This is a genomic window from Salinibacterium sp. SWN167, assembly GCF_015864665.1.
Classification (GTDB): Bacteria; Actinomycetota; Actinomycetes; order Actinomycetales; family Microbacteriaceae; genus Rhodoglobus.
On record NZ_JADYWU010000001.1, the window covers coordinates 2,013,904 to 2,038,961 of the forward strand.

Consider the following 25,058-nt stretch of genomic DNA (forward strand, 5'->3'; position numbering starts at 1 on the left):
TTCGGGCGATCCAGCAAACCGGCCAGCAGTTTGCCGGTAAACTTCCACACTTAGATATAGATGGAGAGAAATTCTCATGCACTCCCCTGACGGGCGCCGACGATCAAAAAAAAATGGTGATCCCGCTTCTGTGGTATCGGTCGTTGACACCGTGCACGCGAAACTACGAAATGAGATCTTGCAAGGTCAGCAACGGCCGGGCTCGCCGCTCTCTGTTTCGAGCACGGCCGCACGGCTCGAAGTGAGCGCTGTCCCGGTTCGAGAAGCATTGCGACGGCTCGAGGGCGAACGGCTCGTCAAGTTCGAAGCAAACGTGGGAGCGATCGTTGCGCCGATCTCTTTCGAAGATCTCCGTGATGTTTACGAAACTCGAAAAATCGTCGAAGCTGCTGCAGTCAAGATTGCTGTTGAAACCAACGCAATTTCGCACTCACGCCTCCGCGGCGTGATCGCCCGCATGTCGGAGGCATACATCCAGCTAGACCACGATGCCGCCTACTTGTTGCATCGGGAATTTCACCACCTCATCGTCGACATTCAGGCGCAACCGCGACTTCACGCGATGGCGCTGTCGCTTCTTGAAGCGTCGGATCGCTATCTTCGTCTCGCCCCCGGCCTCCCGGATGAAGCAAGCGTGCTCGTTGAATTACATACCGCGATCTCCGACGCCATTCTCGCCTCGGATGCTCAGGCGGCCCACGATGCCGTTGTGCGCAACATGAACTACTCGCTAGACCGACTCGAATTCCGCAACTTCACGCACAACTTTCCGTCGGTGCCCTAGCGGATCGCGCACCTTCGAACTGAAATAACGAGCGACTACTCCGCGAGAGTAAACGAGCGTCTTTCGTCGATCACCAGAGCGGGCATCGCCCCAATCAATACAGGCTCACACGCAGTCATTCGTTCATCCCGGCTTTCGAATCACGTCGGATCTCGAAGCATTCCCACCCAGCAGCGCGGGCACGAGAAATCGTTCTACCGCGGCGTGCGCGACCGCTTCAGCGCCAACATCGCCGCACGGTCGAAGCCGAAGGTGCGGCGCGCGACGAAGCCACCGATGGTTGTTCCCGCCGCAAGGCCGAGGCCCGTGGCCAGCGCCATCACCATGGAAGGCAACGCTTCGGTGACGCCGAATTCGGAATCCATCAGGGCGTAGATGCCGCGGTAGAGGGCGAGACCGGGCAGCAGCGCGATGATGCCAACCATGTTGGTCGCGCCTTCGGGCACTTTCAGCCAGCGGTAGAGAAGGTAGCTGATGACGCCGGCGGCGGTTCCAGCGATGGCAGGCGCGAGTCCCGGCGAAGTCGCGAAAGGCAGCACGAACCAGTAGACGGCGAACACGAGGGCGGCGCCGATCGCCATGATGGGGAGCAAGCGCATCCGAACATACGAGGCGAGGGCGAAGCCGACGGCGATGATGGCCGAGCCGAGCATCCCGGAGATGACGCTGCGGTTGTCGCCGAGGGAGTCACCGATCGCGACAGGGATGCCCAGGCGCAGCGACACACTCAGCACGATCGAAATGCCCACTGCCAGGCCGATGGTCATCATCATCACCTCGAGGCCGCGGGCGGTGGCGGTGACGTAGTAGCCACCGATCGCGTCGCTGGCGGCCGAGGTGAGGCCCACGCCGGAGAGCAGCATGATGATGCCCGAAATCACAATGACGGTGGGGCTGTTGGAGCCAGGAATGTCGATCCCGATCGACCGCAGCCAAAACATGAAGACGGCAATCACGGTAATAACGCCGGCCGCCGCAATCTGGGCGAAGAAGGCGGGAACCGACAGTCGCTCGAGCCGCTTAGTCAGAATGTCTGAGATAGCGGCGGATGCTGCCGCCACGAGCACGAGCACAAAGCTCACGTCGAACATCACGACGACACCTGCGGCGAGCAGCGCCTTGCCGGCGGTCACCATCCATCGCCGGTACGGGTGGGGTGTGGTCAGGATGGTACTGAGTTGTTCGCGCGCTTCATCCACGTCGCCGGGGCCGTCAGGGCTGGTGAGCTCGTCGATGAGCCAGTACACGTTTTGCAGGCGCGTGTAGTCAATAGTGCGCACCTTCACGATGCGCATGATCGACATCGGGTCTTCGTTCATCCCCCGGTGAATGGACACGGTAAGAGAGGTGAAGGTGATGTCGACGTGCATCCCGCTGACGCCATACGCGTTGCTGATGCGCAGCACGGTAGCGACAACGTCGGCAGCGGAGGCGCCGGTCGCGAGCATCGCTTCACCGGCACGCAGGCAGAGGTCAATGACCGAGCGCGCGTGACGCTGCGAAAGTTGCGGTTCGTGCCCGGGCATAGAGAGCAGTTGGGTGGGCGCATTATTGGTGCGCAGGGCTCCCCCGGCCATCGCGACGAGAGATCGCCCCAGTCGTTGTCGATATGCCCGCATGCGGGAGCCGTTGCCCTTACTCACCCCTCAAGGGTAGGGGCTATCGGCTGGTGTTTTGCCCACGCTGCAGCCCCCAGTTGTGGCCGTTTACACTAGACCGACTGACCTGCGCCGAGCCAGCGAATTTCGACCAGAAAAAGAGCACGCAATGAGCCGAGTACACCCCGTCATCCGCACCGTCGGCGATGCCTTGCGCGGCATGCTGATCGGCTTCGCGGAGATCGTTCCCGGCGTCAGCGGCGGCACCATCGCGCTGCTCGTCGGCGTCTACGATTCCCTCATTGACGGAGCCGGGCACCTCGCTCGCGGTGTGGCGCTCACGGTTGCGGACGGCATCCGGGGTCGCGGCCTGTCGCGCGCCGCCGCCCACTTTCGTTCGGTGCGCTGGAACGTCGTGCTGCCCATCGGTATCGGGATGCTGCTCGCCATCGTTCTGGGCGCCGCCCTCCTTGCGCCCCTCATCGAGCAGTTCCCCACCGGAACCCGCGCGGTCTCCGCCGGCCTCATCGCAGCGTCGCTCATCGTGCCGGCACGCATGGTCGGAGGGCGTTGGACGTTCCGCGAAATCCTCATCGGCCTCCTCGCCGCCGGCGTTGCCGTCGCCCTCACGAGCTTGCCGCAGGCTGGAGATGCCGACCCTGCGCTAATCATCGTCTCTCTCGCAGCCGCATTGGCGGTCTGCGCTCTCGTGCTGCCCGGAGTATCCGGCTCCTACCTGCTGCTGATCCTCGGCATGTACGCCCCGACCCTCGCCGCCGTCAATGACCGCAACCTTGGCTACCTCGGAGCCTTCGCCATCGGCGCCATCATCGGCCTCGGCCTCTTCGTCTCCGCCCTGCAATGGCTGCTCAAGAACCGCCGCCGCGTCACCCTCGTCATTATGACCGGCCTCATGCTCGGCTCGCTGCGCGCCCTCTGGCCCTGGCAAACCGAGTCGGGCGAGGTTCTGGCTCCTGAAGCCGACTTCGGAATCGTGTTGCTGCTTATCGCCCTCGGGGCAGTGGTTGTGCTGGGTATTCTGGCGGCAGAAGCTGCGCTTGTGAAGCGGCGGATGCTGTCGCCGGACATCGCGGCCGACCCTGAGCCTGACGCAGAACTCCTCCGCTAGCAGCCCGGGTTTCGTGGCGCTACGAACGCACCGAAGGCCTTAGTGGTCTGAGACGCGAATCCACTCAGGAAAAGGATCAACGAACGTCGCCCAGCGGCTCGGGCCCGCCGCGAATTCTTCGTCGGTGAGCGCGGCTTCATCGAGTGCTGCGATGAGCGCGTCATGATCTAAGTCGAGCCCGATAAAGGCCAGCTCTTGACCACACGCAAGTAGCTCGTCATCGTCACCATCGATGGCATCAGTGGCGATCGGGTTGAGGGAGATTACCTTCCCTACGTGTTCCCACTGCGCGACAATTTGGGTGCGGGTGGCGAGCCGACAAAACCGCCCGACCTTACTATCCCGCGTTGAGACGCGCTCGACTCTAAACCGTCAGCTCTTGGTCGATCCGTCGCAGGCGGCTGCGCGCAGACGCTTGCCTACGCTGCGTTCCGGTTCGCCCCGACCGAGCTCCCCCACTCCCTGGGCGCAATTGCCAATTCTGATCACCGGGCACAAGCTGGCGAGACGAAACTGCAAAATGTCAACGGTTGCTTGTTCGGACGAGTAAGCAAATAGGCAAGCAGGACATTCCGTCTCGCACCGGGAACGAGTTTTCGAATTGGGTCGAACGCTCCCACAACGACACTCGATTTTCCTCTCAAAACCGTTCGAATCAGAATACGATCAAGGCATGACAGTCGACCCCGCGCTCTCCGCTCTAGCCAAACCCATTGAATCCGGACAGCCATGGCCTCGGCCTGCTTGTCCTAAATGTCAAGCTGGATATATAACTTTCGCGCCACCTGTTGAAGACGAAAGTCACAGTTCGGCTTCGGCGCGAGGCCACGATGCCTTCGAGCCGGAGTGGATCACCGGTACCTTTGTTATACGTGGCCAATGTGAAAATCCAGAGTGTCAGCAAGCCGTGCATGGCACAGGCGACTACGAAGTCGGCGTCTCTCGGCTCTCTGGCGAGGACCACGACTACGACTACAGCTACGGCCCTCCTTATTCTTCTTACCTAACAGTCACGCATCTTCACCCTCCGATGTTGATGATGCCGATTCCTAAATCGGCGCCCGACGAAGTGCGCGAGGGCGTAATGCGAGCATCTCGTGTTCTGTTCGCTGATCCGGGCCTAGCCGCAACCGCGTTGCGCGCCACTGTGGAGCGATTTTTGACCTCCGCGGGGATCTCGGCGACACAACCAACGGGACAGTTTCGGACAGCTCACGAACGGATCAATGAATGGCGAGATGCCGATCTCACCCGCCCGCCTATCGCGGATCTTTTTTTCGCCGTCAAGTGGCTAGGAAACGCCGGAACCCACGAAGATTCGGATCTAACCACTATCGAAGTTTTGGACGGTGCCAGAGTTCTTGATGAGGCATTCCACCGACTTTTCTTGGGTCCAGATATCGACGCGCACGCGAAAACTATCAATGCAGCCAAGGGTCCCTCAAGGCTGCCTTAGCCTGCCCGCCTGCTGACGAGAAACGCGGGCGTAGATGTCGTCTAGCACCAGAAGGAGTGCTTTCTGCCGATCATTACTCGCTCAAGTAGATTCACCCCGCGATCTTAAATAAAACGTGCGCACGACCGGATCCTCGCGCCGCCGCCGCTACTGGCGCGAGCTCGCGGAGTGATCCGACCCGCCCAAGACGCGTTAGCGATGCTTCGAACAACGTAGGCCCCCTGCCTAATGCTCACTTGCTGTCACAGTGTGCCGGCAAGCGCGACAGCGACGACGGGAAAGAGTGCTCTGAACTGAGCCGGAACCCGTTCAAACCACCAAGATAATGATCGATGGGACTTGCTGAGTCAAAATAAGATCGCGGACGCAACGACACGGGCAATCTGAATCCCAATGGAGAAATTCATAACGACAAACGATCAAGATGCTCCACAAACCGATACCATTGCTGACCTGCCCGTACAAGCAAAGCGAGGACTCTTGAGCGGAAACAACTCGCGTAGCGACCGAAAGCTCCGAAAGCTACTCGCGACCATAAAAACGAACTTCATTGTCGCTGTCGTGTCGGTCGTGGCTATCGTTCTCGGTTCCACAATCGTCCTCGCAGCGACGGGGTTCCAGGGATGGAATTCAGTTGGCATCGCAGTTGGATCGAGTTTCATATCTGTCGCCGCGTTGGCGCTGATTGGTGAAATTGTTTTGCGTCGCAGGCTAATCGATGAGGTACTTGCTGCGGTCGATGTGCGCGAGGAAATAGCGGTTGCGGGAATCTCGCATTTCCTGAGTGGAACTAAGGAATTTCGAGGGGGTTTCACTGACGCGCTCGCAACCGCGTCAGAAGTCGACATTATGTTTATTAGCTCCAGCCGTTGGTTGGAAGACCATCGGTCAGGTCTCATCGGGGTACTGAAACGGGGAGGGCGGGTGAGAGTTCTGATTCCGGCCTCAGACGACAGCGAACTCTTGAAGCAGCTTATCTCGAGGTTCGATTACGGCACCCTTGATGAGTTGACAACCGACATCAAATTCACTTTTCAGAAGGCGAAAGAACTCCGTGATAAGTATCCAATAAAGGTGAATGACACTATTTCTTCGACGGCTGAAGCGGCTCTAAAGCCGAAAGCCAGCACCGTTGAGAGTGCACGCGGCGAGGCAAGTGGCGGGGTAAGCATTCGTCGCTTGTCGGTTGTTCCGACGTACTCCCTTTATCGCATGGATCGCATTGCCGTCATGCGGGTGCATGAGGTGAGAAAGGAACAGGCCGACGAAACACCAGTCATGGTCTTCGGCAGCAAGGGAAGCCTTTGGCGATTTGCGATGACCGACTTCACGACATTGTTCGACGCTGCAGACGAGCTGGTCGAAAAATCTCAATGAACTCGAGCAATTCGGAGCCGCCGCTGAATTTTGGAGATATTTACATCGTCGCTTTCCCCTTAACCAATGGCACTGAAGCCAAGACGCGCCCTGCAGTTGCAGTGGCAAGTGAGGACTGGCGGTCTCCGGACGCTCTTGTCATATTTGCCAGTGTGTCGGGCTCGGCTGCTAGAGCTTCTGACAAGGGTGCCGTCGTGGTCGAAAATTGGGCGGATGTGGGCCTGGACCGTCCAAGCGTTGTCCAAACTCATCGGTTGTTTAGCTCGCAGTTACGGTACGCGGGAAAAAAACTGGGCAGGCTACATGCTGTGGACCGCGAATCGTTGAAATCCGCAATATCCGACCTGTTTGCGAACTAGGTCGCTATCGAAGTCATTAAAAACGAAACGCCGGACTTTAATCCGGCGTTTCGACAATAAACCGGGACTTGGTCCCGTGCAACTAAGTCATCAGTATAGGTGCAATTTCTGTAAATACGAATCACGAAACGCCCCATTTCGCCAGCTGTTCCGATAACTTCGGCTCCTTTGCCACAACGTCCTAGAGTTTCGGAAGGCATTCGGCGAGGGGTGTTCCGCTTAGCTTGGGTCGATAGAACCGTCTCGAATCACGCTAAGCGTTTGTAGCCGAAAATCCCGGTACCGCTTTTGAGTCAGGCGAATATGCAGTTCTAGTGCTGTGGGCTATGTCCAACTCGCTGGCGGGCGACATCACATAGCGAAAGTCGCGCGCGGCCAACACCATGGCATTGAAGGATGCACTGTCGCAATCGATGACTTCGCGCACAGCATCCAAAACATCCGCAAATTCGAGAGGCGGGTGCTCAGTGAGTCGGCCGGCAACTCGAAGGACCGCTTGCGCGTCAGAATCGCTCAGTCCCATGCTCCACTACCCTACCCGCGCGCCTACGCCGAAAGACGTATTGCACAATCGCCCTGCAGGCGAGGAACCTTGATGCCATGACTACTGCGCGTTCATCCCTCATGCCCTCCTCTTCGCACTGGGCGCGCAAAGCACTTGTGGCCGCGATCGTGCTCGCCGTCAGCGCGACACTCGCCGCCTGCTCCCCCGCCGCCGACGAGCCCGCAGATTCAAGCACGACAGAAGAGACCGCGACGACGGATGAGACCACCGGCGGCCTCAGCACCGACGATGTCGGCAACGCCACGCTGCGCATCAACGGCGTCGAGTTTCCAGACTTCACCGGGGACTGCGAGATCAACCGCGGGAACGGCAGCGAAGACGTGGGAGACCTCAACGACGGCGACATCGTCACGATCATTGGCATCGACAACGTCGACGCTCACGAAGACATGCTGATGAACTACATCGCTCTCAACGAGGAAAGCTTCCGGTTCCGTGATCAAGAAGCGGCTGCCGGAGTCGGCAATAATGCCGACGGCACCATCTCGAGATTGTCGGAGATCAGCGCGCGAACAGCCGATGGCAGCCGCGACATCGTCGAAGTGCGCTTTGCCGGTGCCTTCGAAGACGGCACTCCGATCGAAGCTGATGTCGTCTGCGAGCTGCAGAACGCCTTCTAGACGGCCGCCGCTCACGCCCCACCGCCGGGCCAGAAGGCAAGGCTCAGCCAACTGGCATAAACTAGGCCTCTTGATTACTGAGCCCGCGGGGCTCTCTCGACGGAGGTTCCGTGGCCGGAAATGCCAATACTCGCTTTGCCAACGTTTCACTGCTGTCTGTGGCGAGCACCTTACCTAGCCGCGTAACAACATCCGGCGACCTTGAAACGCGCCTAGCGCCGGCGTTCGAGCGCCTTGCGCTGCCCAGCAGACTGCTGCAACGAGTAGCCGGGGTACTGGAGCGTCGCAATTGGGCTGCCGGCGAAACCTCCGACGATGCCACCGTCTCAGCAGGCCAACGTGCGCTTGCTGAAGCGGGAGTGGATGCCTCCGAAGTCGGACTCCTCATAAACACGTCCGTCAGCCGCAAGCACCTTGAGCCGTCCGTTGCCGTGCGCCTGCACCACGGGCTCGGGCTGCCCAGCTCCGCCATCAACTTCGACGTTGCCAACGCCTGCCTCGGCTTCGTCAGCGGGATGAATCTTGCCGCCAACATGATCGAATCGGGCCAGATTCGGTACGCGATCATCGTCAATGGTGAAGACGCCGACGACATCCAAACCAACACCATCGACCGCCTCCTCAAACAAGACGGCGACCGCGAGGGCTTCATGAGCGAATTCGCCTCCCTCACGCTCGGCTCCGGAGCTGCGGCTGCGGTGCTCGGACGCACCGACGAACATCCGGCCGGTCATCCGATTCTCGGCGGCGTCACCCGCGCCGCAACCCAGTTTCACGAACTGTGTGTCGGCAGTGTGGACGGAATGTTCACCGACGCGAAAGCCCTCCTGAAGGGTGGCCTCGACCTCGTCGTCTCGGCGTGGAAAGAAGCTTCCACCGAATGGGACTGGTCGAAGATGGACATGTACGTCACCCACCAGGTGTCATCCGTGCACACCAACGCCATCGTCAAAGCCGCGAAGCTCGACCGTGACCGCGTGCCGACCACCTTCCCCCTGTATGGCAACGTCGGCCCGGCCTCGATCCCCATCACCCTCGTTGAAGCGCAAGATTCGCTCAAAAAGGGCGACCGCGTGCTGCTCATGGGCGTCGGCTCCGGCCTCAACACCGCCATGATGGAGCTCGCATGGTGACCGCGCCCGCCGCGACCCCACCGCTCAATCTTCCCGGGCTCGACCCGCGCTTCAGCCACATCATTGCCGTTGCCGGCAGTGGGGCGGATGCTGGGCTCACCCGCGACTGGCACTACCTCGACACCGGCGCTGAACTCGCTCGCCTCGGCGTGCCCGTCATCGGCACCATCCTTGCCGTGCACGGCAACCCAACCTGGTCGTACTACTGGCGCGACCTGCTCAACCAATCACTCGCCGCTGCCGGAGCAGGAGCGCCCGCGTGGCGCATCATCGCCGTCGACCAACTCGACATGGGCTTTTCGGAGCGCACCGGCATCCACCGCCCGCTCGCCCAACGGGTCAGCGACCTCTCGGCCTTCACCGACACCCTCGACCTCACCGGGCCCGTCATCTCGCTCGGTCACGACTGGGGCGGCGTCGTCTCCCTCGGCTGGGCCGTTGATCACCCGGCGCAACTCACCGGCGTCATGCTGCTCAACACCGCCGTGCATCACGAAGCCGGCAAGCCGATCCCCGCACCGTTGCGGCTGGCCCGGGCGCGCGGGATGCTTGCCTCCTCCACTGTGCGCACCCCCGCGTTCCTCGAAACCACGTTGGCGCTCACCACTGATCCGCTCGACGCAGCTGTGAAAGATGCGTACCGCGCGCCGTATCGCACCGCTGCCCGTCGCGGAGGAATCGGCGGCTTCGTTGCCGACATCCCCGCCGACGCCAGTCACGAAAGCTTCCCCGAACTCGAACGTATCGCCGCCGGAGTCGCTGCGCTCGACCTGCCGACGCTCATGCTGTGGGGCCCACGCGACCCCATCTTCAGCGACTACTACCTCGACGACCTCATCGAGCGCCTCCCCCACGCCAACGTGCACCGCTTCGAAGGCGCCGGCCACATGCTCGCCGAAGACGCGCCCTACGCCGAATCGGTGTTGACGTGGCTGGGCGACAATGCTGCCAGCCTTACCGATCCCGGTTCGTCCGCGCTGTCGCCTCGCGAGGCGTTCGCTGCGGCGGCCGGCTCTGTCGCGACTGGCTCCGAAGTTGCTGGCTCTGAAGCTTCTGGCGCTGAAGCTGCTGGCTCAGCAGCGACCGACACCGGCGCGGATGCCGCACCCTTCGTCCCGCTCTGGCACAACCTCGACGCCCGCCGTGACGACACCGCGACCGCCGTCATCGACATGTCGACGCGCGGAAGCCGCGGCCCGCAGCAGGTCAGCTGGAAGCAGCTCGCCGACCGCGTCAGCGAAATCGCCGCCGGTCTCACCGCCATCGGCGTTCGCAAAGGCCAGCGGGTCTCGCTGCTGGTCCCACCCGGGCCGACCCTCACCGCTGTCGTCTACGCGTGCCTGCGCATCGGCGCCATCATCGTTGTTGCGGATGCCGGCCTCGGCGTCAAGGGACTCACCCGTGCCGTACGCGGATCCTGGCCCGACTACGTGATCGGCGAAGCTCCCGGCCTCGCCGCCGCCCGCACGCTCGGCTGGCCCGGAGTGCGCATCTCGACCGCGCGCCTGCCCAAGGTTTCCGCCGCCGCGCTCGGAGTCTCGTACAGCCTGCGTGACCTCATCACGCTCGGCGCCAGCACGCCCATCCCGGCACCGCCGCGCGCAGAAGACGACGCCGCGATTCTCTTCACCTCGGGATCGACCGGCCCCGCCAAGGGCGTCGTCTACCGCCACGGTCAGCTCTCCGCCCTGCGCGATGTGCTCGCACAACACTTCGAAGTGACCGTCGACACCGGCCTCGTGACTGGCTTCGCGCCCTTCGCGCTGCTCGGTCCGGCACTCGGCACGCGATCCGTGACACCCGAGATGGATGTCTCGGCTCCCCGCACGCTCACCGCTCATGCTGTCGCCGCCGCGGTGGAGGCATCCGGCGCGGGCATGGTGTTCCTCTCCCCCGCAGCGATTCTCAACGTCGTCGCGACCGCGGGAGATCTGACCGCGCACGACCGCACGGAGCTCGAGCGTGTGCGCACCTTCCTCTCCACCGGTGCACCCATCAGCGCGGAACTACTCTCCGCCGCCGGCACCGTCATGCCCAACGCGATTGCGCACTCGCCCTACGGCATGACCGAATGCCTGCTCGTAACCGACCTCACCCTCGACGGCATCCGCGCCGCCGCCGGTGATGCCAACACGGGCGTCTGCGTCGGAACGCCGATCGGCGATAACCTCGTGCGCATCAGCGCCCTCGACTCCGACGGTGTCGCCACGGGAGTGCCGAGCACGGAACCCGGCATTCTCGGCGAGATCATTGTCTCGGCGCCGCATCTCAAAGATCACTACGACCGGTTGTGGCTGACCGATCGTGCCGCTGTGCGGGAGACCGGGATCGGGGCGGATGCTGCGACTCCGGATGCCGGCGACGCCAGCGACGCCAGCGACACGACCAACGCGGCGGCGAACCAGCCCACGCGCTGGCACCGCACGGGCGACGTCGGACACCTCGACGAACTCGGACGCCTCTGGGTCGAAGGTCGCCTCCCGCACGTCATCGTGAGCTCGACAGGGCCGATCGCTCCCGTCGGCGCGGAACAAGACGTTGAAGGTGTCGAGGCTGTGCGCCGTGCCGCTGTCGTTGGCGTCGGTCCGCACGGATTGCGCCAGGCCGTCGCCGTGGTCGAAACGATTCCGACAGCCAAGCGCCCTGGGCTCGCAAGCCCCGAGCTAACCGCAGCCGTGCGCGCGAGCACCACGCTTCCTCTGGTTGCCGTGCTGGTCGTTCCGCAGCTGCCGACTGACATCCGCCACAACTCCAAGATTGACCGCTCGCGGCTTTCTGAGTGGGCCGAGGGTATTCTCGCGGGTGGAAAGCCGACCGCACCATGATCGTGCTCGTCACCGGAGCATCCGGCTTCCTCGGTCGCGCCGTCGCCGCTGAGTTAGTGGCCGCTGGACACGAGGTTCGCACGCTGCAGCGCCGACCATCCGGCGTGGATGGCGTCACCGACTTTCTCGGCTCGATCAATGACCCTGAGCACGTTGCGCGCGCGGCTGACGGCGCCGAAGGCGTCATCCACCTCGCCGCCAAAGTCTCGCTAGCTGGCGACCCCGGTGCATTCCAGACGGTCAACGTCGAGGGAACTCGCACTGTGCTCTCCGCCGCCGAGACTGCGGGTGTTTCACGCTTCGTTCAGGTATCGTCACCGTCGGTCGCGCACGCTGGCTCTGCCTTGGCGGGAGTCGGGGCCGAACCTGCCACGCCCGAGCACGCCCGAGGCGACTACGCCCGCACCAAGGCCGAGGCCGAACTGCTGGCGCTCTCCCGCGACTCCGACGCCATGAACGTGATCGCCATCCGCCCGCACATCGTCTGGGGTCCCGGTGACACTCAGCTTGTAGACCGCATCGTCGAGCGCGCACGCAGCGGCCGCCTGCCACTGCTCAACGGCGGCACTGCCCTCATCGATACGACCTACGTCGACAACGCCGCATCCGGAATCGTCGCTGCACTGCACCACGCCGACACAGCGCACGGCACCGCCTACGTGCTCACTAACGGTGAACCGCGCCCCGTCGGTGACATCCTCGCCGCTATCTGCATCGCCGCCGGCGTTCAACCGCCACGCTGGAGCATCCCGGCCGCCCTCGGTCGCACTGCAGGCTCTGCCGTCGAGCGAGTGTGGGCTGTGCGCCCCGGAGCGGATGAGCCGCCCATGACGCGTTTTCTGGCCGAACAGCTCTCGACGGCGCACTGGTTCGATCAGCGCGACATCCGGGACGCTCTGGATTGGGCTCCCGCGGTCAGCATCGACGAGGGATTGCGCCGGCTCGCGGCACACTACTCCGAAACTGCCGGGCCGGTCGTCTGACGCGCTCGGCTAACCTCCCAGCAACCCGGCATATCGTCGAAGGATGGGAAGATTTTCTGACTCCTGGCGCTCACACCTCCTGACGACGTTCTCCGGCGAAAGCTCGGGGCGTCCCGGGTGGGTTGCTCGCATCGAGCAGGGTGACGACGCCGGATTCTTTGGCCCCGAATCCGCCTCGTGGGTGGTGCACGGCGGCATGGGCACCCTCGTCGCCGGCATCCGCGCGCTGCTTATGCAGACCCTGCACCCCGGAGCAATGGCGGGCGTTCATGATTGGTCGCGCTACAAAGAAGATCCGCTGGGGCGACTCTCGGGCACGATCCAGTGGCTCATCACAGTCACCTTTGCCAGCACTGAACAGTCGAAGCTCGAGTCAGCCCGCGTCGGCAAGTACCACACCCGGGTCGCGGGCACCTATCTGGATGTCAACGGCGTCGAGCGCCCCTACACCGCGGGCGACCAAGAGTTGCTGTCGTGGGTGCACGCCGTTTTCACCGACGCGTTTCTCGGCAGCCATGAGCTGTGGGGAAAGCCCATCCCCGGCGGGGCCGACCAGTACGTGCGGGAGTGGGCAACCGCGGGTGAGCTGGTGGGAGTAGAGCAGCCACCGCGATCCCGTGCTGAGTTGAAAGCTCAGATCGATGGATTCCGCCCCGTGCTCAAAAGCGACGAGCGCGTTCTCGAAGCGGTGCGCTTCATTCGCAATCCCCCGCTTCGCCGCTCAATGATGCCCGCCTACAGGGTGCTGTTCGCAGGAGCCGTCGCGTCCTTGCCCGAGGAACACCGCAAACTGCTCGGTCTTCGCCGATCACCGCTGCCGGTGATCTGGGCGACCGGCATCGTGCTGCGCTCAGTGGGCAAAATTCTCGGCACCTCATCCTCGAGCGAAGATGCGGCCCGCGTTCGACTAGCCCGCCTTGAGCATGAGCGGGATTCGGTCTGACTCACACGGCGCACACAACGCATAGCGCCGCAGGCGGGGTACGCTCAGGGAACGAGCCACTCGGCTCACAGGAGGATAACGTCATGGCCGATAAATCACCCAAGAAATCCAGCGGCAAGACTGTAGCCAGCAAGTCTCTCAAAGAGAAGCGCGCCGACAAGAAAGACAAGGCCGCCAGCAAGCGCAAGGACTAGAGCTTCGATTATCGGCGCGGGGAATTCTTAGACCATTGCTCACGCAATCATTCCCCGTGCCTACCGAGGTGCTGCGCCAACGGGCGCCGAGCCTCTGCACTTACTGCTGAATCATCCACGAAGATTCAGTGGCGAGCCCGATGGGCAGCTGAACGAACTGCACCGTGGTCAGACGACTCAGGAATCGACACTCTCCGGGCCGGGTTCTGAAGGTTCGACAGCCGCGTTCCCGCCGCTCTTCCGTTTCCAGATCGCCCCGATAGCGCCGGTAACGTTGGAGGCCGCGCCTTTGACTGCGTCGCCGGCGGTCTCTGCTGCTGTCAGTGCGCGTGGCTTGTCTGGGATTCCGTCCCCGTCCAGATCTACTGATCGAAAAACTCCTGTGGCGCGATCGAAAGTCTCTGCGCCAACGCGACCCGCGACTGCGACTCCCTCTGAAGCCGACGCTAGAGCCTTATCCCGCACCTCTACGGCGGCCTGCCGCCAGCGCTTGGGCACATTCTCTCCGTGCTCGGAATCAATCCCAAGCCGGCCTCTGAAGGCAAGAACGCCTACAGCGACTTTGTCGCTGGATTTCACTGCTGCGGGCGCATCGAAGGGGTTGAAAAGCACGGACTTGTTGGCCCGCTGAACGGTATCTGCCATTTGAGCGAGGATCCCTGCAGTGCATCCAGCAATTACCTCGACCCGATTCTGCCGGGCATGGGTCAAGCCGACTCTGTGGCTTTCTAAGTCCTCCGGCGCTGCATCGAGCACTCGATCTAGCTCGAGGATCGACAATCCATCCTGAAGTTGGATCGTGCGAGCCAGGACAGAGAGCCATTCATGAACCTTGGGCTCCGCTTCTTTGGTTACCTTGACGATCTCTCCGAGATCCGCCTTCTTTCCCAGTTTCGACGCAATGCTGTCGAGTTGCCGGAGGGCGTAGCCCTGAGTGCGAGCGAGAAGCAGCCCACACGCCTGAACCTTCGACCATGTGACATCAGAGACTCGCCCAACTCGATTCCGAACAGCGAGGGCATCTTCGATGATTAGATCCACTCCGATCACGTCTGCGATAACAGCATCCTTCTGGTTGCGCAGGATGTCATCGACCTTCTCGTTGATTTCTTCGAGGTAGTCGATGATTGTGTCCATCTGCTCCTGAATCACGCGCTGCTGCATCATTGTGGCGAGGGCGGTGATCGCAAAAGGTCCGCTTAGTAGAGCGGTCGGGGCTTGCGCAATTTGAAGCCACTGCTTTATATCGCCGGGATCGCCGATCATCGCGTGACTGATTCCGGGCGATTTCGTCGCCATCAGGCCAAATTCTTTTACCGCAGCGGCTGAATCGGCAGTCAGTTTCACCCACTGACCAGAATTCGCGGCGATATCCGCGCCGATCTTCGCAGCTTCCGCGCCGGTGTTAGAGAAAGAGCGCAATCGTTGAAGGTCGATTTCGTGCGAGGGGGCTTTATCTAATCCTGCAGCGAGGAAGAAGCGCTCAATGTCTGCCGAGGAGCCAATAGCTACAAGACTGTCGCCATCGCTAACCAATTCAATTTCGCTGCCCATCGTCGCCCCTGTCTTCAGTGTTCTTCTTCTTCTTACCCTAGGACCCTCGCCAACTGTGTTGGGGCACGACTGCCCCGCAATCTTCGCGAGTCTTGCCAATTCTGCTCACCGAGGATTGGCGGAACGACGAAACGAGCGCGCTGACGTTAGGTACTCAAAGCTACGTCTCCACGCGATGAGGAAAGTTAGGTCAACTCGCGCAACCGCAGCACTACAGCAGCACGACTCGTCACCTCAAGCACCCGGAAGATTCCCTCCAGATGCTTCTTTACCGTCGACTCTGACATCCCCAGTTCTCGCGCAAGCTCGTTGTTCGAACCACCCGTGCGCGCAAGCGCAATCACGACGTCAGCTTGGCGGCGCGTGAGACCAGTTGCCAGAAGCGCAGCCGTATCTGCTGCGACATCCTGTTGCCGTCGCAAGAAGATCACCGTCGGCCCAAGCCGCACCGGATGCACGATGCAGTGCCATCGCTGCGTGCCGATCATCACGTCATGTTGAGCTTCTTCGCCGGGTGTCGAGTCGGCAGCAGCGACGATCGCTGCGAGCTCGTCCGGAACTCGATCCCCCACGTTCAGCACGTGCGACGACGAAGCTTCAACCACCCCATCCGACCGCACCGACACCACTGCCCAGGCGTGACGATCCATCTCTGCGTTCACGAGCAGGGCGCGCTCGGCATCGAGCGCTGCGCGATGGTGCATCGCAAGGTGACCGCTGAGGGCGTTCATGACGGCAACGTCGCGATCGCTAAACTCCCCCATCCGCTCGCTGCGGTTGAGGGCGTAGCCGACCACGACATCCGGCGGTGATGGCAGCTCGACGACGAGCTGAAAGCGCACATCGAACGGCGCATAAAAGTGGCGGTATAGCTCGGTTGCCGTGAAGTTGGCGCCGCCCTCAACGTCGCTGAAGCGGATCGCACCGAGCCCGCGCCCCGCGCTTGCTGCTGCAATCAGCGGATGCTGGTGAAAGTACTTGTCGTACTCCGGCTTCAACCGGGTGGCGACGGCGATCTCAGTGAGGGGCACAATCACGTAGCGAAAGTCGCGCGCGGCCAGCACCATGTCATTGAAGGATGCGCTCTCGCAGTCGATGACTTCGCGCACCGCTTCGAGCACATCCGCGAAATCGAGGGGCGGATGCGCGGTCAGCCGCCCGGCGACCCGAAGGACCGCTTGTGCGTCAGCATCGCTCAGCCCCATGCTCCAACACATTACCCGCGCGCGTACGCCTAAAGACGTATTGCGGATGCTGGCTGCCGGTCGGCACGCTTAATCCCATGACTATGCCGCGCACGCCTTTCGCCCTCACTCCCCTCTCTGCAGTGCGAAGGGTTCGGGTTGCGGCGATGGTCCTCGCCCTCACGGCGACGCTCGCGGCCTGCTCGACGTCGACCGACGACGAGTCGATCGACACTGGCACAACGGATGACTCGAGCACCGCTGAGGAGACCACGGAAGACGAAACGACACCAGACGAGGCTGACGCGGGCGGATTCACGTCCGACGATGTTGGAAACGCCACCGTCACCATTAACGGGGTCGAGTTCCCGGACTTCACCGGCGACTGCGAGATCAGCCGTCTAGCAGGGAAGGAGGATGTCGGAGACCTCAGCATCCCCGGCATCTTCACGATCGTCGGGATCGACAACGTGAAAGCGCACGAAGATGAGGCGATGAACTTCGTCGCGATCAATGAATCTCAGTTTCGATTCAACGACCTCGTCGGAGCAGCCGGCGTAGAAACACCGGCACGCGGCGATATCGCTTCGCTCACAGAACTCGGCCCTCGAACCGCCGACGGAAGCCGCGACCTCGTCGAAGTGCGCTTCGCTGGCACGTTCGAAGACGGCACCCCCATAGAGGTGGACATCGTCTGCGAGCTGCAGAACAAGTTCTAGGAGCGCGAAACTCGCGGAGTCGCCGGAGAACGCGACTGGAAAACACTTGAGACCAATGCGCTTATCCGTCTCGTCAGTTCGCAAAGAGGTGATTTCTCCGAAAGAATCGTGAGACTGATGCCCTGCGATTGAGCCGATCGAGCCGTGAGTCGATACTCCGCGCTAAGGTTCAAGAAGAAACCGACAAGGGAGTGATGCATGGGGGTTTTGGACGACCTTAACAAGTTGAACTCGCAATTGAACACGATCAGCGCGAGTTCGAATGCGGCTGCCGCGAATTCGCACCTAGAGCAGGCGCGGAAGACGAATGGCGCTGAACAGACAGAAAACGTGATTAAGGCACTAGAGGCACTCGCAGCCGCTGTGACAGCGCTCGCTCAAAAGTGAGCCGGTAGAGCCCAAGCCAGAACCATCTCGTGAGCAGCCCGCGCCACTAGAGTCCAGCAGGCAATCAGTGCTTCTTCACTCAACAAAGTGTGCTGCCGAAGCGGCTCGCAGTGCTCTATTCCGTTTGTCCGCCGCGACGCCGGTGACCTGCGGCAATCGACTGATGCTCCATCCAGCAGGCGCAAGACTCGATGTTGGAATGCGCTAAACGATCTTGGCGGAGTGGGCACAACATGACAGGCACTTCTCCGAACGGAGGGATCAGGCCTGACGACGACCGCACTTAGCACCAATCCCGGATGCGGTCCCATCCCGCCAGACGAACAACTACGGCGCGGCAGCAAACCTCTGGCGCGCGAGGTGATCAGCTACTTCTTATCGAAGACGCTCTCCTGTGAAAAGCGGTTCGTTCGCCCATCGGCCCAGCATCGAAAAACTCAAATATCCGGACTTCACTAGAGCTCCAGCCTCTGCAAGAACTTGTCTGAATGTTTCCGGAAGTGGGGCGTTCGGTTGCGCCCTGAAACGCTCCTGGAAAAGGTGCACCCAGTTTGGACACCCAATCTTCGGCATCGGATTTCGGCCCGTGGAAATGTGCTTGCCGTTTCCAGGGGCGGGCCTATAACGGGGCGGGCGACGTGGCGTGGCGTGGCGTGAAGAACCGTCTCGCGGTCAAGTCAAATCCGGTTCGATGTTAGAGCGAAGTGCGGAGCTGGCAGCGCGCGTGTGCGGTCAACTCTAAAATCACTGCATGATCTCCCGGTTCTCGTCGAATTCTTCACCAAAATCGGCATCATCCGTTTCGCTGTAAAGCTCAATACCTTCCATCGCAGCTTGAAGGTCGATTGCATGCTTCCCCACGAAACGGATTCGACTATCTTTACCGGCGAGCTGCACTTCGACAGTCGCGCTGCCGCTCATTCCAATCGTCTGGGTGAGCAGGTCCTCGCGCAACGTTTCTGTCTGAGTCGACCGCGCATGTTGATACTTTGCGGCGCAGATGGGGCACAACGCGAGGCGATTCTCTTGGAAGTCTCGATTTGCATCACTATCAAATTGGACAGCCACAAAGTAATACTGATCGTCCACCTTGAACGGCATTTCCTCGCCACAAATCTGGCACACCAAGACTCCGTCGTCATTCGAATACAACTCTGACAGGTAGGCCTTAGCTGTGCTGCGAAGCCCCGGTTCCTGGACACGCACGCTTCGAAGCCGAGTCGCATAGCGGCGCTCCGGAGACTCGGTGGCTCGGTCACGGACGCGACTCGCCCGCCGCTCTGGCGCCGGAGAGGAAGCTTCAGGCAGCCTGGGAGCCTTTCTTGAGCGCTCCCATTCTTGGAACCCTTCGGGATCTTCATTAATTGACCGGGCGATTTCTTGGGCCCGCTCGACAGAGCCGAATCCCCACGCCGTTGCGTGCACTTCACCGCCGCGTGCTCGCAGCGCTGCCATGTTCGCGACGTGACCGAAAAGCATTCGGTCAAGAAGCGGAGCCCTTGACGGAAGTGTCATACCCTCCGCGAGGTCGCTCACCGTCATTTCGGCGGGGATTCGAAGATTCCCGTCACAGTCGAGGATCCACGCCGTGTCTCTGAGCATCTGCACGAGTTGAGAGTCGATTCGGTGCACGTTGCTGGAGGCATTGGCTCGATACACGGCTTCGCCGACCGAACCTTCAGCGCGCGTGACCAACGCCCACAGTCCCCGCAGAAGGTTCTCATCGCCGGTCTCGACGATCGCTAGGAAGTGTGGGATAGTCCAATCTTGCGAAATGCAATTCTGATTCTGCCGAGCAGAACGCCACCGGTTTTCGAATAATGAATTGCCCCAAATTGTCGTCTTCTTAGCCACTACGCCCTTAGTTGCGCCGAGGCGAATCGCAAGTTCGGCAACATCGAAGGTGCACCCGCTATATACGTTGGAAAGTGGGAGCAAAACTGTGCCATTGAATGCGTCCGATTCGTACAGCGCGCCAAGTCCTGACGACAGGAAAGGCTCGTCGAGGAAGAGTTGAGTTGCAGATACCCAGCGCAGGCTAGAACCGTCATCGGCAAGAAAAATCGCGAGCTGAGAAAAACTTCGTTCAGCTGCAGTCTTCTGGTCAAGCAGCGCGTTGAGCGTGACCAAATCATCGATGTGTGCCTGACTAACCGCGGTCATGGCGGGGGAATACGAACGGAACCTAGCTGTTAGCTGAGCAGCAGCGTCCCAAGGTTTTACGTCTGCATGGGTGAAGAATTCTGCAAGGGCATCTTTGTCGGCTGACGGCGCGCTCGTCTCGCTCTCATCAAACGAAACGAGCGAGTCCAAAACTAGACTCTCGGCTCGCAATCCGGAGGCTGCCGGAAGGAATGCGTCGACCCCGCGGACGTGTTCGACCCCGCTAACGGCCTGGACGCGAATAAGGGGCACGGCTGAGAGGCTTTCCGGATACGGATCGCTGTAGAGACGAAAGCGGTAATCGAGACGCGTGAAAGGATTGTGGTTTTGCTTCGACAGGCGGCCGAGCATAGCGTAAAAGTTCCGGAGCCAGTCGTTCCCCTTGGCAGATAACCACCCCATCCAGCGCCTATACACTTCGATTTCGATCGAATCCAGGTACTGATCAGCCTCGTCGCCCCATCGCGCGAGGTCATTGTGGGTCTCACCGAGGCGTTCGAACGCCTCGGCCAGCTCGACAGAGCCGAATTCAATCGCCGACAACGACGAAAGAAAATCGCGTGCCCGATCCTCGCTGCGCGGTAGCCAACCGGCTGCGGGCTCAATCGGTTCGGTGTCGGACAATTGCCGAAAGAAATCTACATCCGCTGGGAGCATCGCAACTCGGATTGGCACTTCCGCCCGGATCAGACTGGAAGATTGTGCATGTCCGCCACCTCGAATCGGCGTGACCGGCTGCTGTTCAAACGCTTGGATCAGTTTCTGGCGAATGGGTTCATACCGCTCAGGCAAATCATCCGACTCATTGGGGAGAGCGCTGAGGAGGCCTTGAGCGACTAGTCCCGCATCGCGCATGGCAGGTAATGCTGCGGCGATGAGTTGAGCTATGCCCTCGATTAGCACGTCGTTGCCGTCGTCATCGCGGACGCTGTCACGAGCGACCGTGGAGGCGAACGGTGCGTGAATGTGGAACTTTAAGCGAGAGGTCTCCTTCACCGCAGGAAAATAGATAAAAACCTCGCCGTCGATGGGTGCTACTGCATATTTGACAAGTTGCGCTCCGCCGCGTGCGCCCGGGAGCCCCGTGCTCTTAGATCCCTCTCCCGTCTCCACTAGTGAAAACGCGGCCGCTACCGGGAACCGAGCCCCACCAAGCTCTACATCACCCGAAATCCGATACCAAAAAGTGGGACCCGTGTCTTCGTGGACACTGTCAATTTCGATCACACCATTGGTCGAACTGCCACGTTCGATGAGGCGCACTTCCGAGTCCGGGAATTTGCATTCAACCGAGCGAATATTGTTGAGAAAAAGCAATGTACTTCGGGAGAGCTCGCGGAGCGCGCGTTCGACTTCGATGCAAGCTTGTTCCGACGGCTTCCCCGGGCGATTGAAAGGAAACCAGAACGAGGTTGACCCTTCGGGTCGATCCACCTGCTCTGCCGGCGTGGGCACGAACATATCGTGAATTGTGAACGAGTGTTCTCCAGATTGAACGTGCGGCGTTTCGGTATAGGCGAATACTGCCTTGAAACCGACGCCGAACTTCCCGATAGTCGTTGCATCATCTGATTTTTTGGTCGACTGGCCGATCCCCGTAATCGACTCGATATCGTTCACGTCGAATGATCGTTTCCCGTTGTGCTCAAAGCGAAGTCCGTCGGGACGGAGCTCGAAGGAAACCTCCTGAGCTCCGGCATCCTCAGCGTTCTGCAGCAGTTCATAAATGAAGTGAGCGTTGTCGGGATAAAGGTCGGCGAGTAGTTTCCGCAGCCCCTCTTCAAAGCCGTTTTCACGTGCAGCGTCGACGTAGTCGCGGCGCTTCTTTGCAAGCGCGTCTAATCCACTCATGGGGCCACCACCTCAATCAACACGTTCGCTATGTGCCTTGTCGTCAGGTCAGTGCGGGCGACCCCCCTTTCCTGCGCACCGAGCAGTCGATCAAATGACTCCTCTGCTCCGCGCATTTCGCCCGCCTTCATAATCTGAATATCAGAGTGGACAGCGGAGTCCCGCTGTCGCTGGATAGCGGCTAGGCGACGAGACTTCTGAGATCGAAGTGCCGCCAGCCGGCGCTCTGCTGAAGCAACTTGCCGTTGCTGGTTGGTATGCCTTGCCTCAACCCAGAGCTTCGCGTGTCGCTTATCCAGTTCGAGGCTCTCTTGTTCGGTCATCTCTCTGATGTCAGCAGAGCCGGCGGCCGACAGGAGCTCAACCGCGCAGCTTTCCACCGCCGCATCGACTGAGATCGTTCGGACGGCGAGCGAATCGGTGCTGCCGCGTCGGGTCCACGCATAGATGCCAATCGGATACGCGCCGGGCGCAACACGATCTGACACCACCCTTAAAGTACTAGAAAGGGGCACATCGAACGCACTGCGCTTCGCTGCAAGGAGCACCAACGGATGGGTCGGTCCCAGAAGCTCTATTTCCCCCTCGTCTTCATCTTCGGCAAGATCTAAATCAGTCGTCAGGCGAAGCACAATTCTCTCCCCGCGAAGTCGGCGCTTGAGTCGGTGGGCCTCGATTCCTTGATCATCGAGGTCCTCTGAGATTTGAGTCGCGACATCCGCAGAAACCGGAACACGGGCGACCCGCCCGGGCCGTATTGCAATCGAACGCCCGGGCTGGATGCCTTCGAAGTACTGTCGAACGAGCGCGGCAATTTTGATGTCGCTAAGCCACTCGCTTGATGCTTCCGCCACGTCCTGCTCGAAGGTCTCGCCCGAATAGCCGAGCAAATCTGGCTGCTGATCTTCCAGCCCCTGCTCTTCCTCAACGCGCGATAGTTCGTTGTCAGCCAGTTGCCGGAGGGCGGCAGCACGCTCAATGCGGGTTAGCCGAAGATCAGTCGCAATATCGACAATCGCAGCAGTTATCTCGCCCAAGATCTGTTCGCTGCCACCGAGCGCATGATTGAACACGCCAATACGAGAAAGGCAACGGTCGTAAATCTCGGCTTCAATCGTGCCCTTGGTGAGGATGTTTACAATCGCGACCGTCTCGCTCTTCTGTCCGCGACGATCAATGCGCCCAATTCGTTGTTCGATCCGCATCGGGTTCCATGGAATGTCGTAATTCACGATGGTGTTGCAGAACTGATAATCGAGGCCCTCTGTACCTACTTCCGAACACAGCATCACATCCACGGCGTCCAACGAGGAGCGATCGAGTTTGAATCGGTGTCGAATCGACTGTCGATCTTGATCGGCGACCCCTCCATGCATGACTCCCACTCGGATATCCATTCGGCGGCACTCTGCTTCGAGGTACTGGATGGTGTGGCGAAAAGTTGAAAAAACAAGCACCTTATTGTTCGAATCGGCGGACTTGTCTTTAATCACCTGCCGGAGCAGCTCGACCTTGGGATCGGCCTCCCCGATGAGGCCCTCCGCGAGGGATTGAATTTCGCGAGCTTCTGCCCGAAACTCCGTTATTTGCTCGGAACTTAGTGCGTATTCTTCGTATTCGGCAGACATTTCCGAGCTGCGAAGTCGATTTTCGAAGATGTCCTGAATAAGGGGCGCAAGCCCCGAGATCGAACTCGCAGCCTGACGATAAAGCGTCGATAACAAGAACTTGACCGAAATCTCGGGAGAACGAGCCGCTGCAATACGCTCGCCGAGAGCCAGCACTGCGGAATACACTCGCTCTTGCTCGGCCGTGAACTCTACGACGGGCGCCGAGGGCTTTCGCGTGGTGAACTCCCCGATATCTCTACGTCGCGTTCGTGTCACTATCTCCGAAAAGGTGTTGAGTTTCTCAATGAGCCTGACTGCGCGAACGCGATCCCTGTCGTCGGTGTCTGAACCATTCAGCAGGGCCAGCAACTCCGCAACGCGCGGATCAACGGTCAATACGTCTTGGCCCCATCTGGTCTTGATCGCGAGGCTTAGATGCCGGGCGGCTTGAAGGGCCCAGTCTCTGTCGCCGCTACGTGCAGAAACGGACGCGTTGTATAGGTGCTCATTTGGCTCCAGCATGACGAGGAAGTCATCCTGATCCGTCACGAGATCATCTCGCAACAGATTTACGATCGTGAAAAGGTCCTGACTGCGTGTCTGGATCGGCGTGGCCGACATCATCACCACGGCGTCGGATGCATCAACGAAGCGCTGAACGCATTGGTACGCCTTGGTCTCACGATTCCGGATGTGATGGGCCTCGTCAACGATTAGCAAGTCGAACTTGAGCTCGCCCGCTAGATCATCGAGGGAAGCTGTACCTAATTTCTTGCCATTGCGGCGACCCGTTAGAAGCGTCTCGTCGAGCAGCGAGTAAGGCAGGATCGCCTTTCGGTAACGGGTCGGCCAAGCACCATCGCGGAGGGTCTCTTCCAAACACCACCGCAACGTTTTGCTGTCGAGATGCACAAAATCCTCATCAAACCGTTTGAGTTCATTGCGCCACTTTTCGTCGACTACGAGGGGCCTAGGACAAATCACGAGAACCGATTCCGCACGCTTGCGTGCTTCAAGCTCCTTGATGATGAGGCACGCTTCGATTGTCTTTCCCACGCCAACGTCGTCCGCGATAAGAATGCGCGGCCGATCAGACTGCACGAGCTTAAGCACCGGTCGATACTGGTAGGGCTCAAAGTCGACGCGACCCGCGTTGCGGGAACGAAGATAGTCGCTGTTCGGGTCGAGCAGCAATACCGCCGAGAGCGCCGCATGGAGTTCTCTGGCAGAGACTGCGCGACCGTTTTGTGCATTTTCGATCCGTTCGACCTGCGCCGCAAGATATTGATGAATAGCTCCGTCGTGGAAGACACTATGTCGGAGTTCACCTCCAACCTCGTCTGAGCCCACTACAGCGCCGCTAACCTCGCGTCGAGCTACTAGCCGCACTACGGTGCCAGGCGCCAGCGGTTCGGGTCCGTCAACAACCATATTTCGAGTTCTTCCCTGCAAGTTGAGATGAGCGCCATCGAGTCCGAGAGCAATCGCCACACACGGCTTCCTTTCGTCGAACATAGCCCGTGCCGAGTCCGTGGCGCGGTAGGCGCGGTTCTCGAGAGAATTCCGAGATAAAGCAACAAGTCAGCGGTCCCTCAGCACCCTTCCACTTGCGTCGTCTTATCTA

The 25,058-nt window shown here is 60.4% G+C and carries 16 protein-coding genes and 1 pseudogene; 11 read left to right on the forward strand and 6 right to left on the reverse strand.

Features of this window, described 5'->3' with window-relative positions:
- Positions 1 to 76: 76 nt before the first annotated feature.
- Entirely contained in the window at positions 77 to 784 is a 708-nt protein-coding gene (locus tag I6E60_RS09670) for a GntR family transcriptional regulator (RefSeq protein WP_231601188.1), read from the forward strand.
- A gap of 194 nt (positions 785 to 978) precedes the next feature.
- Here the strand turns inward: I6E60_RS09670 and I6E60_RS09675 are convergent, their stop codons facing one another.
- Positions 979 to 2,427: a threonine/serine exporter family protein gene (locus I6E60_RS09675; protein ID WP_307841810.1), complete on the reverse strand. Its 1,449-nt coding sequence runs from the start codon at positions 2,425 to 2,427 to the stop codon at positions 979 to 981.
- 124 nt (positions 2,428 to 2,551) lie between these two features.
- Between I6E60_RS09675 and I6E60_RS09680 the strand changes: the two genes are divergently transcribed.
- Entirely contained in the window at positions 2,552 to 3,511 is a 960-nt protein-coding gene (locus I6E60_RS09680) for a DUF368 domain-containing protein (protein WP_197179922.1), read from the forward strand.
- Between the two features lie 39 nt (positions 3,512 to 3,550).
- On the opposite strand, the pseudogene I6E60_RS09685 reads toward I6E60_RS09680, so the two are convergent.
- Positions 3,551 to 3,823, reverse strand: a pseudogene (locus I6E60_RS09685) (GTP-binding protein); the annotation flags it as partial.
- A 361-nt stretch (positions 3,824 to 4,184) separates the two neighbouring features.
- Here I6E60_RS09685 and I6E60_RS09690 point away from each other — a divergent pair.
- The 8 genes from I6E60_RS09690 to I6E60_RS09725 all read left to right on the forward strand — a co-directional run bounded on the left by I6E60_RS09690 (position 4,185) and on the right by I6E60_RS09725 (position 13,772).
- The gene (locus I6E60_RS09690; RefSeq protein WP_197179924.1) at positions 4,185 to 4,967 is read left to right on the forward strand and encodes a DUF4145 domain-containing protein; all 783 of its coding nucleotides are present in this window, start codon (positions 4,185 to 4,187) and stop codon (positions 4,965 to 4,967) included.
- 393 nt (positions 4,968 to 5,360) lie between these two features.
- A complete protein-coding gene (locus tag I6E60_RS09695; RefSeq protein ID WP_197179926.1) occupies positions 5,361 to 6,344 on the forward strand; it encodes a hypothetical protein in 984 nt (327 codons plus the stop codon).
- Complete coding sequence (locus tag I6E60_RS14725) at positions 6,341 to 6,703, forward strand: type II toxin-antitoxin system PemK/MazF family toxin (protein ID WP_197179928.1); 363 nt, start codon at positions 6,341 to 6,343, stop codon at positions 6,701 to 6,703. The genes I6E60_RS09695 and I6E60_RS14725 overlap by 4 nt, the downstream gene beginning before the upstream one ends.
- Positions 6,704 to 7,303: 600 nt before the next feature.
- The gene (locus tag I6E60_RS09705) at positions 7,304 to 7,888 is read left to right on the forward strand and encodes a hypothetical protein (RefSeq protein WP_197179930.1); all 585 of its coding nucleotides are present in this window, start codon (positions 7,304 to 7,306) and stop codon (positions 7,886 to 7,888) included.
- 110 nt (positions 7,889 to 7,998) lie between these two features.
- Entirely contained in the window at positions 7,999 to 9,021 is a 1,023-nt protein-coding gene (locus tag I6E60_RS09710; RefSeq protein ID WP_197179932.1) for a 3-oxoacyl-ACP synthase III, read from the forward strand.
- Complete coding sequence (locus I6E60_RS09715; protein WP_197179934.1) at positions 9,015 to 11,846, forward strand: alpha/beta fold hydrolase; 2,832 nt, start codon at positions 9,015 to 9,017, stop codon at positions 11,844 to 11,846. The genes I6E60_RS09710 and I6E60_RS09715 overlap by 7 nt, the downstream gene beginning before the upstream one ends.
- Positions 11,843 to 12,829: an NAD(P)-dependent oxidoreductase gene (locus I6E60_RS09720; protein ID WP_197180096.1), complete on the forward strand. Its 987-nt coding sequence runs from the start codon at positions 11,843 to 11,845 to the stop codon at positions 12,827 to 12,829. Before I6E60_RS09715 ends, I6E60_RS09720 begins: the two co-directional genes overlap by 4 nt.
- A 43-nt stretch (positions 12,830 to 12,872) precedes the next feature.
- The gene (locus tag I6E60_RS09725; RefSeq protein WP_197179936.1) at positions 12,873 to 13,772 is read left to right on the forward strand and encodes an oxygenase MpaB family protein; all 900 of its coding nucleotides are present in this window, start codon (positions 12,873 to 12,875) and stop codon (positions 13,770 to 13,772) included.
- 371 nt (positions 13,773 to 14,143) lie between these two features.
- On the opposite strand, the gene I6E60_RS09730 is transcribed toward I6E60_RS09725, so the two are convergent.
- Together I6E60_RS09730 and I6E60_RS09735 are read right to left on the reverse strand one after the other, a co-directional pair.
- Entirely contained in the window at positions 14,144 to 15,520 is a 1,377-nt protein-coding gene (locus tag I6E60_RS09730; RefSeq protein WP_197179937.1) for a hypothetical protein, read from the reverse strand.
- A 185-nt stretch (positions 15,521 to 15,705) separates the two neighbouring features.
- On the reverse strand, positions 15,706 to 16,725 hold the full coding sequence (locus I6E60_RS09735; RefSeq protein ID WP_197179938.1) for a LuxR C-terminal-related transcriptional regulator: 1,020 nt from the start codon (positions 16,723 to 16,725) through the stop codon (positions 15,706 to 15,708).
- A 77-nt stretch (positions 16,726 to 16,802) separates the two neighbouring features.
- On the opposite strand from I6E60_RS09735, the gene I6E60_RS09740 reads away from it, so the two are divergent.
- Entirely contained in the window at positions 16,803 to 17,423 is a 621-nt protein-coding gene (locus I6E60_RS09740) for a hypothetical protein (RefSeq protein WP_197179939.1), read from the forward strand.
- A 1,131-nt stretch (positions 17,424 to 18,554) separates the two neighbouring features.
- Here I6E60_RS09740 and I6E60_RS09745 read toward each other — a convergent pair.
- On the reverse strand, positions 18,555 to 21,824 hold the full coding sequence (locus I6E60_RS09745) for a sacsin N-terminal ATP-binding-like domain-containing protein (RefSeq protein WP_197179940.1): 3,270 nt from the start codon (positions 21,822 to 21,824) through the stop codon (positions 18,555 to 18,557).
- Positions 21,821 to 24,925: a DEAD/DEAH box helicase gene (locus tag I6E60_RS09750; protein WP_197179941.1), complete on the reverse strand. Its 3,105-nt coding sequence runs from the start codon at positions 24,923 to 24,925 to the stop codon at positions 21,821 to 21,823. Before I6E60_RS09750 ends, I6E60_RS09745 begins: the two co-directional genes overlap by 4 nt.
- Positions 24,926 to 25,058: the final 133 nt, after the last annotated feature.